This window comes from Virgisporangium ochraceum (assembly GCF_016863655.1).
GTDB classification, from domain to species: domain Bacteria; phylum Actinomycetota; class Actinomycetes; order Mycobacteriales; family Micromonosporaceae; genus Virgisporangium; species Virgisporangium ochraceum.
This window is the reverse complement of sequence record NZ_BOPH01000079.1, coordinates 30,401-43,373: the sequence shown is the minus strand read 5'-3', so window position 1 is coordinate 43,373 and position 12,973 is coordinate 30,401. Positions and strand designations below refer to the sequence as shown.

Genomic DNA, 12,973 nt, shown 5'->3' with positions numbered 1-12,973 from the left:
CTGCTCACGGCAGGCGGTTGAGCATCGGTGGCTGGACGCCGTCGAGCCGCACGAACCGGCCGGCCCGGAAGGTGTCGGCGGCGACCGTGCCGGTGGGTGGGGTCAGCTCGTACCCGAAGTGGCGGGTGGGTCCCATCGTGCCGTCGGGCCGGCACGGGATCGCGTAGTAGTCGACGGACCGGACGAAGTGGCGTCCCTCGCCGAGGGGACCGTCGGGCCAGTCGCCGGCGCCGAACATCGTGGCCCGGGCGCGCACCATCAGGTAGCCGCCCTCGTCCCAGAGGCCGCGGCCCATGGTCCGCAGGTTCGTCTCGATCTCCTTCTGGACACCGAGGTTGATGTCGGAGGGCGCCCAGCCGATGCCGGCGGCCACCTCGGTGCCGAGCATCGGCCCCCACAGGTGGCTGGCGTGGTACGCCTCCGACGAGCCCGGCAGCGGGAGGTCGATCCCGTCGCGCAGGTCGAGCATCCAGTCCTGGTAGTTGACCCGCTTCAGCCCGCTCGGCCAGGGGCTGACGATCCCGTTCACCGTCGTGGTGGACGAGCCGTCGATGCTCTGGCCGCGGTGGATGTCCCAGACCGTCGACCGCCACGGCATGGTCCTCGGGTCGGTGCCGCGTCCGCTGACGAACGGGTAGTCGGGCAGGCCGAGGTCGCCGCGGGCCGGGCACTGCCGGTTCCGGTCCCGCACGTTCTGCTCGACCCGTTGGTCGAGGATCTCTTTCAGCTCCCGCAACGACCGCGGGACCGGCCGGGGGCCGGCGCCCTGGTCGGGCCGGTACGGGTACAGGGGCGTGGGCCGCGACAGGCCGGGCCGGGCCAGCGTGCCGCCCGGACCGCGCGCCAGGATGAGCGCCTCGCGGGACCGCTCCAGGAGCGGGTTGAGGGTCGTGGTGGTCGTCGCGATCGTCCGGTCACGGGCCTCGACCATCGCGGCGCGGGTCGCGGTGACCAGGCCCGCGCCGCCGGCCGCGACAGCGACCCCGCCGCGTCCGTCGGGTACCAGCAGCCCGGCGGCGTTCGCGGTGGAGACGAGCTGCTGCAGGCTGCGGACGTAGGCGCGCTTCAGTTCGGTGACCGCGGAGGAGAGGCCCTGGAGCGCGACGGCCGCGTGCTCGGCGGCGGCGACCGTGCGGGCCAGGTTCGCGGTGGGCCCGCGCGCGGCGGTCCACGAGGCGTCGTGCGCCTCGATCATCCGCCCGTCGTTGACCTTGACGACGTGCCCGGCCGCGGCGTCGGCGCCGTCACGCCGGAGCCTGACCGACCGTGCGAACCCGAGCCACGCCTGCGCCGACCGCGACAGCCGGGTCTGGTCGGCCGCGGGCCAGGGCAGCCCCACCCAGCTGAGCGGCTGCGCCAGGCCGGGCGGCAGCGTCACCGGTACCGGGGCCGCGGACATCAGAACTGGGCGGGTTCACCGGTGGGACGGACGATCGAGGCGGCCCGGTCGCCCTGGCTCCGGTCCTCGTCGACGATCGTCGCGCCGCCGGCGGGCAGGGCCACCCCGGTGCCGGCGATCTGGTCCCCGTAGGTCACCACCGCCGAGACGACGTGCTCCACGAACCCGAGGTACGCCGGGCCGAACGACGCGCCGAGCTCGTCGTCGCCCCAGGCCTCGCCGAGGTCGGTGAGGGTCCTGGCCAGGTTCGCGAGGTCGCCGACGAGGTCGTCGGACTCGTCGGCCAGCGCGCCCCCGTCGCGGTTCAGCGCGGTGCCGTCGACGCTCAGCCGGTACGGGTCGGCCACGTCAGCGCCCTTCGTGGCGGCGCAGGTCGCCGACCAGCGTGGCCAGTTCGGCCAGCCGCCGGTCGGCGTCGACGGTCACCTCGGCGAGCGCGTCGGCCAGCTGCCGTTCGAGGGCGACTGTGCCGTCCGACGGCCGGCTCGCGGCACGCTGCGCCCCGGTGACGGCTTCGAAGACGGCCTGCGCGACGTTGCGCGCCGGGCTGCGCAGAAGCTCCGGAGAGATGGTGATGTCGACCAGCCGGCCCGCGCTGTCGACCACGGCACGCACCCGGTCGTCGGACCCGGACTCGAATACCGCTGACATCGGGCCGAGTCTATCCCGCGTCTCGGTCCCGCGTCGGGCCTGGCGCGTGGGGCCGAGAACGGACCGCGCGCGGAATCCGTACCGGTGGTCATGTGGGCGGTGGGGATCGACCTGGGGACGTCGAACACGGTGGCGGTGCTCCGGTCGCCGGACGGGCAGACGCGTCCGGTGCTGTTCGACGGGGAGCCGGTGCTGCCGAGCGCGGTCTTCCTCGACGCCGACGGCGTGCTGCGCGTGGGCCGCGACGCGCAGCGGTTGGCACCGCTGGATCCCGCCCGCTTCGAGCCGAACCCGAAGCGGCGGATCGACGAGCACACGCTGCTCCTGGGCGACCGGGAACTGCCCGTCGTCGAGGTGCTCGCGGCGCCGTTGCGGGAGGCCGCCCGCGCGGTCACCGGCGTGGTGGGTCACCTGCCGCCGGTGGTGCTCACGTGTCCGGTGGCGTGGGGACCGGTGCGGCGGCAGCGGTTGCAGCAGGCGGCCGTCGCGGCGGGGTGGCCGCCGGTGCGGCTGGTTCCGGAGCCGGTCGCGGCCGCCCGGTACTTCACCGGGACGCTGCGCCGGCCGGTGCCGCCCGGCGGGGTCCTGGCGATCTTCGACTTCGGCGGCGGCACGCTCGACGTCGCCCTGGTCCGCAACGACGGTCCCACGTTCACGGTTGTGAGCACCGCGGGCGCCGAGGACCTCGGCGGCCTCGACCTCGACGCGGCGGTGGTGACCCACCTGGGCCACCTCCTCGCCGAGCGGCATCCGCGGGCGTGGGCCGAGATCAGCCGGCCGACCGACGAGCTGGCCCGCCGGCACCGCCGCCTCTTCTGGGACGACGTGCGCGCCGCCAAGGAGACCCTGTCACGCACGGCGACGGCTCCGGTCGCGGTTCCCGGCGTGAGCGCGTCGCTGCACCTGACGCGTGGCGAGCTCGAGCGGGTGGCGACGCCGCTGCTGCGCCGGGCCACCGGCGAGCTGACGCGCGCGCTGCGCCAGGCGAACCTCGAGCCCGCCCGGCTCGGCGGCATCTTCCTGGTCGGCGGCACGAGCCGGGTGCCGCTGCTGGCCCAGCTCCTGCACGCCGGCACCGGCATCGCCCCGACGGTGCTGGAACAGCCCGAACTGCCGGTGGCCGAGGGCGCGGTCGCGCCGGCGGTCGCGCCGGCTCAGGCGGTCGCGCCGGTGCCGGGTCCGCCGCCACCACCCGCGGTGTGGACCGCACCCCAGCCGACGCCGCAGCCGACGCCGCCCCCGACGCCGCAGTACGTGCGGGTCTGGCCCTGGCTGCTCGGCTCGATGGCCGTGATCGCGTTCATCTGCACGGCCCTCTACCAGTTCTTCAACATCGGTGACGCCAGCTGAAGAGCTTTCGGGAGCAGGACCCGACAACGAGCCAGCCAAGATCGAAAGTGTTGGCGATTTTCTGCTGTCCGCAGTCCCGTCGGACCGCGAAAAGTCGCCACCACTGTCGATCACCAGCCGACCAGCGGTCGGCCGGCACGATCGCGCTCCGTTCCGGTGGTCGTCGCCTCGTCGGATCGCTCCACCCGCCCGCTGCCAGCCCTAGGCGGCGACCTTTTCGCGGTGGCGGCGCCAGGCGAGGATCGCCAGGCCGACGACGATCAGGCCGATCACCACGATGCTCACCGGTCCCATGTACTCGTCGACCTTCTGCCACTTCTCGGCCAGGAACCAGCCGGCCGAGATGAACGCGAGGTTCCACACCCCGGTGCCGAGAGCGGTGAGGACGGTGAACTTGACCAGGGGCATCCGGGTCATGCCGGCCGGCAGCGAGACGACGCTGCGCAGCACCGGGACGCAGCGGGACGCGGCGACGATCCAGCTGCCGTTCTTCTCGAACAGCTTGCAGCCGCGGTCGACGTCCTTCTGGCTGGCGACGAAGAACCAGGGCTTCCCGGCCAGCCGGTGCAGCCGCTCGTACCCGAGCCACCAGCCCAGCCAGTAGAGCACCAGCGCACCGGCGACGCCGCCGGCCGTGGCCGCCACCCACACCAGGATCACGTTCATCGCGCCTTCCTTGGCGCGGAAACCGGCCAGGGGAAGGACGAGCTCCGACGGGATCGGCGGAATGATCGTCTCCAGCGCTATGAGGACACCCACCCCGAAGGGGCCGAGGGCATCCATCACGCTTCTGATCCAGTCCGCCATCCCCAGATCTTCCCCGGAGCGAGGAGGTAACAAACCGAGGAGCTTTCGGCGTGTACCAGTCGAGACCCGAAACGAGAGGAAGCGTGTGGACGACTCTTTCGACGACTTCGTCGTCAACCGGGGACCGGCACTGCTCCGCTTCGCGTACCTGCTCACGGGTGACCGGCACCGGGCCGAGGATCTCGTGCAGGAGGTGCTGGCGCGGGTCCATCAACGGTGGAACCGCATCGAGCGGGCCGAGAACGCCGAGTTCTACGTGCGGACGGCGCTGGCACGGCAGAACATCTCGTGGTGGCGGCGGCGCTCCTCGCGCAGTGAACAGCCCGTCGCCGAGGTGCCGGAGACCGCCGCCGACGGGAGCGAGCACATGCTGGCCGCCCGCGACGAGATGTGGGCGCTGCTCGCCACCCTGCCCCGCAAGCAGCGGGCCGTGCTGGTGCTGCGGTTCTACGAGGACCTGCCCGACGACCGGATCGCCGCCCTGCTGGGGTGCTCGTCGGTGACCGTGCGGGTCCAGGCGTCGCGGGCACTGGCCCGCCTGCGCGCCACCCTGAGTGACCGGAACATCACCACCAGGAGAGAACAATGACTGAGGTCGACATGTTGGTGCGGGACACGCTGACCGACCGCGCCGACGCGGCGCCGAACGGGGCCGGCCTGCTCGCCCGGGTGCACACCCGCTCGCGGCTGTTCCGGCGCCGTCGGCGTGTCGGCGCGGCCGGTGCCGGTGTCGCGGCGGTGCTGCTGGGCGTCGCCGGGGTGCCGGTGGTGTCGGGTCTGCTGCCGGGTGACGGCGGCGGCGTCCCCGAGTCCGTCGGCGGGCCGGCCGCGAGCCCTCCGTCCGGGTCGAAGTCCTTCGGCACCGACCGGGCCTCCGACGCGCCGACGAGCCCGCCGCCGGCGTTCACCGTGGTGCTCGGTCCGCCGCGGATCACCCTGCCCACGGTGCCGTTCACCCCGCCGACGGGCGTGGTCGACGGGCTCGCGCCGGCCGTGGCCATGTTCGACGGCCGTCCGATGATCATGCACTCGCCCGAGGGCGGCTCCGACGGCAAGCCGATGCTGATGCTGTACGTCGGTGCGACCTCCGAGGCCGGCCTCGAAGGCACGACGGTGCCGGTGAAGATCCGCGGCGTCGACGGCACGCTCCTCAAGCCCACCAGCCGGCCGCATCCGGGCGTCCAGCTGACCTGGACCGAGCCCGACGGCACCGCGATGCTGATCACCGCCGGGAACATCACCGACGACCAGGTGGTCGCCTACGCCAACGGGCTGCGGAAGGCCGACCTGCCGGTCCTGGCGCCGTTCTCGTTCACGCTGCTGCCGCAGGGAATGGAGCTCGACAACGTCGGCCCGAGCGACATGGTGTTCAAGGTTCCGGGACAGCCGTCGAGCGCCGACTTCGGCGGCAAGCTCGGCTTCCTCCTCAACGCCGACGGCGGGCAGGACGCCGCGTCGTGGCCGCTGCTGGTCGGCGGGCGCAGGGCGCAGTTCTCGGCGCAGGACGACGGCGGCCGCGTCCTCCTGGTGTCGCAGCCGAACGGGTACGTGCTGCAGATCCAGGTACCGGCGAACCTCACGATCAGCGACGACGACATCAAGCGCATGGCCGAAGGGGTCACCGTCAACAGCGGTGCCAAGGGCGGCCGCGGCTGAGCACCGGGCCGCCGGCCGACCCGAGGTCGGCCGGCGGCCTTGCGTTCGAGTGCACTCGAACCCATAGCGTCGAGGTCATGGAGAAGATCGAACTCGGCACCACCGGCGTCCAGGTGAGCCAGCTCGGCCTGGGCTGCATGCAGATGGGCACCGCCACCGACGAGGCCACGTCGTTCCGCATGCTCGACGCCTTCGCCGACGCCGGCGGCGACTTCCTCGACACCGCCAACTGCTACATGTGGTGGGGAGGCCCGCAGTACCAGGGCGGCGAGAGCGAACAGCTGCTCGCCAAGTGGCTGTCGAGGAACGGCAACCGCAACCGGGCGTTCGTCGCCACGAAGGTCGCCGGCCTGCCGGTCAACGTCCCCGAGCTGCACGCGGCTCAGGAGGCCGGTGACGACCCGTGGCCGCACGTCCGGTTCGAGGGCGCCGGCGCCGACACCGTCCGGCGCGGCATCGACGGCAGCCTGAAGCGGCTCGGAGTCGACCACGTCGACCTGTTCTACGTGCACGTCGACGACCGCGCGACGCCGTTGGAGGAGACCCTGGCGGCCCTCGACGAGATCGTCGTCGCGGGCAAGGCCCGCTTCATCGGCTGGAGCAACGTCCGCACCTGGCGGTTGGACCGCGTGCGCGCGCTCGCCGCGCAGAACGGCTGGGCGGCACCCGTGGCGGTGCAGCAGCGGTACAGCTACCTGCACCAGCACCCGGGCACCGACCACACGTCGTCGGCCGGCGAGGAGATGCTCAGCTACCTGCGCGACCACCGCGACACCTCACTGGTGGCGTACTCGCCGATCCTGGCGAACCTCTACGACAGCGCCGACCCCGAGAAGCACCGGTTCTGGCCGCTGTACGGCAACGCGAAGGCGCTGGAGGCCGTGCACACCGTGGCGAAGGAGGTCGGCGCCACCGGCAACCAGGTCGCCCTGGCCTGGCTGCTGCAGCGGCGGGACCCGCGGGCGTTCGCGCTGATGGGCCCGCGCACCTGGGAGCAGTTCGAGACCATCGTGCCCGCGATCGACCTGCGGCTCAGCGACGAACAGGTGCGGCACCTGAACGACAGCGCCTGACGCCGGTCAGCTGGCCAGCGTGAGCGGTGGAACCAGTTCGCGCAGGCGCAGGCGCGTCTCGTAGGCGAGCTCACGCACCGGCGCGGCCAGCGCCGGGTCGCGGTCGACCAGGTCCTCCAGGCGGGCTCTCCACCGGCCGGCCTCGACGTGCGGGGCGTCGGGCCGGGCGGAGTAGCGCAGCAGGTAGCGGGTCTCGGCGAAGGCCCGCAGCGCCTCGGCGCCGAGCAGGTCACCCAGCGTCGGGGCGAGCCATCCGTACAGGTCGTCGAAGTGGGCGGCGCCCACGATCGCCAGCGCGCCGTCCCATGCGACGCGGGCTGTGTGCGTCACTGCGGTGTGCGTCACTCGGGTCACGTTGACAGTGTCTCGCCTTTTCTCGCCACCACAATGACAAAACCGTCCAGGATCGGCGCCAGCCGACCGATTTAGGCAGCGTGATCACCTGGACACGTGCTGTCACGGCGCTGCTGTGCGTCCAGGCGGTCGCCGTGCTCGTCTACATCGTGCTGCTCGTGCTGCCCGTGGAGGTGGTCCCCACCGCCGTCCGCGACGGGGTGATCGGCAACGGCGCGCAGGTGGTCTCGGCGGTCATCGTGGCCCTGCGCGGGGTGAAGCGGCCCGGCGACCGGGCCTGGAGCTGGCCGATCGCCGCCGGTCTCCTCGCGTACGCCGTGGGCGACATCCTCTACGACAGCTGGGTGTCCCATCTCGACCCGATGCCGTCACCGGCGCTGTCCGACCTCTGCTACCTGGCGATGTACCCCATCGCGGCGGTCGGACTGCTGGCCGGGGTGCGGGCCGGCAACCGGAAGGTCGGCCGGGGTCTCCTGCTCGACGGCCTCGTCACGTTCCTCGGCGCGGCCGCGCTGATCGGCGCGGTCATCGCCCCCGTCGTGGCCAACACCACCAGCGGCGGCGACAGCCTGGTGCACGTTCTGATCGCCGCCGCCTACCCGGTCGGCGACGCGACGCTGGTCGCGATGGTGATCGGGGTGCTGGTGCTGCGCGGCGGGTCGCCCGGCTTCTACGGCTGGATCGGCGCCGGGCTGGTGACGTTCGCCGTCGCCGACACCGTCTACACGTACCGCGTGGCGATCGGCGTGTACGAGGTCGGCACCCCGCTCGACGCGCTGTGGGCGGTCGGCCTGGCGATCGTCGCCTTCGGCGCGTGGCGGCCGCAGCGCCGGTCGGACGTGCGGGTCGACCGTCCCTGGATGCTCACCGCGCCGATCACGTCGGTGCTGGTGGCGATCGGTGTGCTCGTGTACGCCTCGGTGCGTCCGCTGCCGCTGGCCGTGGTGCTGGTCGCCGCGGCCACGCTGGTCGCGGCGACCGGCCGGATCATCGACGGGTTCCTCGCGGTCGCCGACATCGCCCGTGTGCGGCTGGAGGCCCGCACCGACGAGCTGACCGGCCTCGGGAACCGCCGGCTGCTCTACGAGACGATCGAGGCCGGGCTGCCCGGGATGCGTCCCGGCGAGTTCATGTACCTGCTGCTCATCGACCTCGACCGGTTCAAGGAGGTCAACGACTCCCTCGGCCACGCGACCGGCGACGACGTGCTGCTGACCGTCGGCTCCCGCCTGCGCACCACGATCACCGCCGGCGACGTGCTCGTGCGGCTCGGCGGCGACGAGTTCGCGCTGCTGATGCCCGGCCGCGACGCCGACTTCGACGTGCTCGCGTGCGCGGGGCGCATCGCCGCCGCGATCTGCGCGCCGATCTCGGTGGCCGGGCTCGCGCTGCAGGTCGAGCCGAGCATCGGGATCGCCTGCGCCCCGGTGGACTCGCTGGACCGCACCGACCTCATGCGGCACGCCGACGTGGCGATGTACGACGCCAAGGTCAACCACACCGGTCACGCCCGCTACGACCCCGACCGCGACGACAACAGCCGCGAGCGGCTGCAGCTGATCGCGGAGCTGCGCGACGTGCTGCGGCACGACCCCGACCAGCTCGTCGTGTACTACCAGCCGAAGTGCAGCCTGTCCGGCCGGGTCGTGGGCGCGGAGGCGCTGGTGCGCTGGCAGCACCCGACCCGCGGGCTGATCGGTCCCGACCGGTTCGTGCAGACCGCGGAGAACAACTCCCTGATGCCCGCGTTGACCGGGCACGTGCTGCGCACCGCGCTGGTCCAGGTGCGGCAGTGGCGGCTGTCGGACCCGCTGGCGACCGTCTCGGTGAACCTGTCGGTGACGTCGCTGCTCGACGAGGGCCTGGTAGACCACATGACGTCGGCGTTGACGGACGCCGGCGTCGCGGCCGACGCGTTGATCCTGGAGATCACCGAGACCATGATCATGGTCGACCCGGAGCGGTCGAACCGGACGCTGCACGCGTTGTCGGCGCTGGGGATCAAGCTCTCGATCGACGACTACGGCACCGGCCAGTGCTCGCTCGCCTACCTCCGCGACCTGCCCGTCCAGGAACTCAAGCTGGACCGCTCGTTCGTGCAGCACATCGTGACCAAGCAGCGTGACGCCGCGATCGTGCGCTCGACCATCGAGCTGGCCCACTCGCTCGGCCTCGTGCTGGTCGCCGAGGGCGTGGAGGACCTCGGATCGGCCGAGCTGCTGCGGGCGATGGGCTGCGACGTGGCGCAGGGCTACTACTTCGGGCGTCCCCAACCGGGCACGCCGACGCTGGCGGAGGCAGTCGACGCGGCCGCGATCGACGGCCTATCCCGTCATCAGATGGTCAAGAGCTAGCGGGGACGCGGCCCGGAACTCGTCGACGTCGAGCTCGACCAGCGACGACCCGAACGCCAGCCGCACCTCGCCCACCTCGACCCGGTAGAGCGCGTGGCCGCGACCGACCCCGAGCAGGTCCTCGGTGGGGTTGACCTCGGCGTACTCCAGCGCCGCGGCCCGGGCCCGCGCGCCACCCAACGGCTCGGCCCAGCCGCTGAGCCACAGCCGGCCGGGCAGGTCGGGGCGGTGGCCGTCGACCGACAGGACCACCGCCGTGTCGCACTCTCCCGGCGGCGGCACCAGCGCCGCCGCCAGCGTTCCGGTGGACCGCGTGAGCAGCAACGGGGTGCCGTCGGCCGGGGTGGCGTGCCGGACCCGGAGCGGGCCGCGGTGCCCGTTGACGTGCACCACGCCCAGGACCCGGCCGGCGGCCAGGGTCCGGGCGATCTCCACGAGGCTGGTCGACACGGGCACCCTCCATTCCTCTGGTGATTCTAGGGGCTAAGGTGTTAGGCAAGCCTAACCTTAGAGGAGTCATCGGTGAACCAGTCCCGGCCGAAAGTTCGACTGTCGCGAGCCCTCGGCATCGCGCTGACGCCCAAGTGCGTCAAGTACTTCGAACGGCGCCCGTTCCCTCCGGGCGTGCACGGCCGGCGCCGCCGCAACCCGAGCGACTACGCCGTGCGTCTGCTGGAGAAGCAGCGCCTGCGGCACCAGTACAACCTGAGTGAGGGCCAGCTCAGCCGCGCCTTCAAGGAGGCCGCGAGGCGGCAGGGTGCCACCGGCGAGAACCTGGTGGCCCTGCTCGAGCAGCGGCTCGACGCGGTGGTGCTCCGCTCGGGGATGGCCCGCACCATCTACCAGGCGCGCCAGATGGTCTCGCACCAGCACCTGCTCGTGAACGGCCGGCGCGTCGACAAGCCGTCGTTCCGCACCCGCTCCGGCGACGTGGTCGAGGTGGCGGAGAAGAGCAAGGAGAAGACCCCGTTCCAGGTGGCCGCGGCCGGCGCCCACGCCCCGGCGACGTCGGCCCCGTACCTGTCCACCGACCTGCCGAACCTGAAGGTCACGGTGCTCCGGCCGGCGGCCCGCACCGAGGTACCGATCATCTGCGACACCCAGCTCGTGGTGGAGTTCTACTCCCGCTGAGCCGGCACCGGAACGGCGCCCGGTCCACGGACCGGGCGCCGTCGGCCTACCGGACGACAGCCGAGATCAGAACGGTCTCATCGTTACGAACCCGGTGCCGTCCCCGGTCGACCGGCGGCACGTTCGCGCCGTTGGCCATCGCGTCGCGAAGGGCATCCGACGGCTCCGCCGACTCCGTCCTGATCCGGCGAGCGGGAGCGATCACCCTGGCGTGCACGGGAGCCTGCCGGTGGCGGCGGCGCCGGATGCTGATCCGTCCCACCATCCGCGCGGTGGCCGCGATGCGAAGGTACTTCCAGATTCCGAGTGGCGTGATGACCATCACCGACACCAATGAGTAGATCGGAAAGAGAAGCAGGGCCCACGACCGTTGGCGCCAGAACATGACGTAGGTGAACAACCAGTACGCGCCAATGATGACCAGAAGATATTCCGGGGACTTGACCGCGGCGTACCACCGGAGCGGGGTCATCAGATACAGGATGACGGTGTAGTAGAGGAAGTACGTCGGCCGTCGCCAGTTGTAGCGGTAGAAGTTGACGATCTGGTGGCGGAAGTTGCCGGCCTCCCAGACGATCCGCTGGCGGAACCACTTCGCGAACGTGTCGGGCACATCGGTCCTGAGCACGAACGGAATGTGGCCAACCGTGAACCGCATGAGCTTGGCGAGCTTTCCGAACTCGACGTCCTCACCGCTGTCGAACAGCGTGTGCGAATGGAACACCGTCTTGAGCACCGACGTCCGGCCGAGAAACCCGGCGCCGGACGTGAGCCAGGAGAAGTCGAACCGCATGTCCATGGAGATCTCGTACTCGATGGACTGGAGTTTCTCGACCACCGTCTGCGCGCGCGAGGGCAGCGTCCGTAACGAGGTGACGGCCAACTCCGAACCCGCGAACACGGCGACGAGCTCGTCGAGGTCGCCTTCGGGAACCGTGTCGGCGTCGAGGCGCATCACGTACGCGGTGTGCGTCGCGTCCACCCCCGCCTTCGTCAGCGCCGGGCACAGATGCGCACGCTTGCGCGGGATGTCGCTGCGCAGGATCTGGAAGCCGTACTCGTCGGCGATCCGGTCGAGGTCGGCGTAGAACTCCGGCTTCTCGCGGGTGGTTGTCGACAGCAGGACACGGCTTCCGTAGCGCCGCAGGTGTGGCGCATTCGTCAGATAGGAGACCTTGCCGTAGATCGGGATGACGATCGTGAAGTCGTCGTTCCGGTTCGCGGTACCCGTCCAGTGCTTGCGGCGCTGGCGCGCGCGGATCACCGGCGAGAAGTCGATGAAGAACGCGACCACCAACAGGGTCAGCAGTTGCAGCTGAAGGTCGGTCACGCCCGTCACCCGCGAATCCTGGCCCACACGAAACGCGCCGTCGCGAGCAATGTGACGACCACAGCGGTTCCGACCGCGATCCAGATGGGTATCGACCAGCTCAATGGCAGAATCGCTGCCATCATGCCGACCCCGATCGCGCCCCCATTGGCACTTCCCATTGTGTGAATCTCCTATCAGCGTGCGCCTGACGGATGCGCACAAGATCGGAAACATGCCCCGCCCCGGACCGCGATGTCGCGGGACGGGGGCGACGAAACAAACAATGGGAGTGCGATCCGGCTCCGGCAAGGGCTGCGGAGAGGTTCAGCCGGCGGGGGTCGTCCGGATGTTGCGGAGACCCGTCGAATGACGGCGGTCGTTTCCGACCGGCTCACGACGCTCGATCAATGTCGCGCGATGTTCGACTTCGTCGGCCGTGACCCCCGCCGGAAAGAGTGCCGCGGTACCGGGTCAGCAGTCGATGTCGTGGGACTTCACGTACTCGCGGACGGCGTCCGGGTTGGGGCTCACCGGGCTGTCGGTCACGTCCTTGCCGTCGACCTCGTCGATGTACCAGCCGTTGCCGGTCAGGTTGCCGTTCCTGCTCGCCGCGTGCTCGAGCTCGACCTCGCACGTGGCCGGGTCTGCGTCGGCGTTGACCTTCCAGTCGAAGTCGTACGCCACGAGTTCGCTCTTGGACTCGTTCTTCTTCTTTTTCTTGTTGTAGACCGACTTGGTCTCCTTGTCCTGCGTGACCTCGACGTGGTCGAAACCGGCCTTCTCCAGCTTGTCGGCGAACGCGTCGGACTTCGACGAGCACGCGGACAGGGCGATGGCGGCAGCGGCGGACAGGGCGATCAGGGCGAAACGGGAGCGCACGGAAGTT

At 71.3% G+C, this 12,973-nt stretch carries 14 protein-coding genes; 6 read left to right on the top strand and 8 right to left on the bottom strand.

Annotated features, from left to right (window positions below; genetic code table 11):
• Positions 1-4: 4 nt before the first annotated feature.
• Genes Voc01_RS26660 through Voc01_RS26650 form a run of 3 tightly spaced genes read right to left on the bottom strand, consistent with a single transcriptional unit; the run spans position 5 to position 2,050 of the window.
• On the bottom strand, positions 5-1,399 hold the full coding sequence (locus tag Voc01_RS26660; protein WP_203930295.1) for a polymorphic toxin type 4 domain-containing protein: 1,395 nt from the start codon (positions 1,397-1,399) through the stop codon (positions 5-7).
• Entirely contained in the window at positions 1,399-1,746 is a 348-nt protein-coding gene (locus Voc01_RS26655; protein ID WP_203930294.1) for a hypothetical protein, read from the bottom strand. Before Voc01_RS26655 ends, Voc01_RS26660 begins: the two co-directional genes overlap by 1 nt.
• A 1-nt stretch (position 1,747) precedes the next feature.
• Positions 1,748-2,050 (bottom strand): YbaB/EbfC family nucleoid-associated protein, encoded by a 303-nt coding sequence (locus tag Voc01_RS26650; protein WP_203930293.1) that lies wholly within the window; start codon positions 2,048-2,050, stop codon positions 1,748-1,750.
• Between the two features lie 99 nt (positions 2,051-2,149).
• On the opposite strand from Voc01_RS26650, the gene Voc01_RS26645 reads away from it, so the two are divergent.
• Positions 2,150-3,400 (top strand): Hsp70 family protein, encoded by a 1,251-nt coding sequence (locus Voc01_RS26645; protein WP_239160507.1) that lies wholly within the window; start codon positions 2,150-2,152, stop codon positions 3,398-3,400.
• Between the two features lie 201 nt (positions 3,401-3,601).
• Here Voc01_RS26645 and Voc01_RS26640 read toward each other — a convergent pair whose 3' ends face one another.
• A complete protein-coding gene (locus Voc01_RS26640) occupies positions 3,602-4,207 on the bottom strand; it encodes a DedA family protein (RefSeq protein WP_203930292.1) in 606 nt (201 codons plus the stop codon).
• An 85-nt stretch (positions 4,208-4,292) separates the two neighbouring features.
• Here Voc01_RS26640 and Voc01_RS26635 point away from each other — a divergent pair, with 85 nt between their 5' ends.
• From Voc01_RS26635 to Voc01_RS26625, 3 genes are all read left to right on the top strand, one after another.
• Positions 4,293-4,796, top strand: coding sequence for a SigE family RNA polymerase sigma factor (locus tag Voc01_RS26635; RefSeq protein ID WP_239160506.1), 504 nt, complete (start codon positions 4,293-4,295; stop codon positions 4,794-4,796).
• The gene (locus Voc01_RS26630) at positions 4,793-5,863 is read left to right on the top strand and encodes a hypothetical protein (protein WP_203930290.1); all 1,071 of its coding nucleotides are present in this window, start codon (positions 4,793-4,795) and stop codon (positions 5,861-5,863) included. The genes Voc01_RS26635 and Voc01_RS26630 overlap by 4 nt, the downstream gene beginning before the upstream one ends.
• Positions 5,864-5,940: 77 nt before the next feature.
• Positions 5,941-6,936 carry an aldo/keto reductase gene (locus Voc01_RS26625; RefSeq protein ID WP_203930289.1) on the top strand — a complete coding sequence of 332 codons (996 nt, stop codon included), beginning with the start codon at positions 5,941-5,943 and terminating at the stop codon, positions 6,934-6,936.
• A 6-nt stretch (positions 6,937-6,942) separates the two neighbouring features.
• On the opposite strand, the gene Voc01_RS26620 is transcribed toward Voc01_RS26625, so the two are convergent.
• Complete coding sequence (locus tag Voc01_RS26620) at positions 6,943-7,281, bottom strand: hypothetical protein (protein WP_203930288.1); 339 nt, start codon at positions 7,279-7,281, stop codon at positions 6,943-6,945.
• A gap of 89 nt (positions 7,282-7,370) precedes the next feature.
• Here Voc01_RS26620 and Voc01_RS26615 point away from each other — a divergent pair, with 89 nt between their 5' ends.
• Positions 7,371-9,644 carry a putative bifunctional diguanylate cyclase/phosphodiesterase gene (locus Voc01_RS26615; RefSeq protein ID WP_203930287.1) on the top strand — a complete coding sequence of 758 codons (2,274 nt, stop codon included), beginning with the start codon at positions 7,371-7,373 and terminating at the stop codon, positions 9,642-9,644.
• Here Voc01_RS26615 and Voc01_RS26610 read toward each other — a convergent pair.
• Entirely contained in the window at positions 9,615-10,094 is a 480-nt protein-coding gene (locus Voc01_RS26610) for a hypothetical protein (protein WP_203930286.1), read from the bottom strand. The two genes, Voc01_RS26615 and Voc01_RS26610, sit on opposite strands and share 30 nt — an antisense overlap.
• Positions 10,095-10,166: 72 nt before the next feature.
• Between Voc01_RS26610 and rpsD the strand changes: the two genes are divergently transcribed.
• Entirely contained in the window at positions 10,167-10,775 is a 609-nt protein-coding gene (gene rpsD / locus Voc01_RS26605) for a 30S ribosomal protein S4 (protein ID WP_203930285.1), read from the top strand.
• Between the two features lie 46 nt (positions 10,776-10,821).
• Here the strand turns inward: rpsD and Voc01_RS26600 are convergent, their stop codons facing one another.
• Positions 10,822-12,321, bottom strand: a complete 1,500-nt coding sequence (locus Voc01_RS26600) for a glycosyltransferase family 2 protein (RefSeq protein ID WP_203930284.1) — start codon at positions 12,319-12,321, stop codon at positions 10,822-10,824.
• Positions 12,322-12,558: 237 nt separating this feature from the next.
• Positions 12,559-12,966: a hypothetical protein gene (locus Voc01_RS26595; RefSeq protein WP_203930283.1), complete on the bottom strand. Its 408-nt coding sequence runs from the start codon at positions 12,964-12,966 to the stop codon at positions 12,559-12,561.
• Between the last annotated feature and the right edge of the window lie 7 nt (positions 12,967-12,973).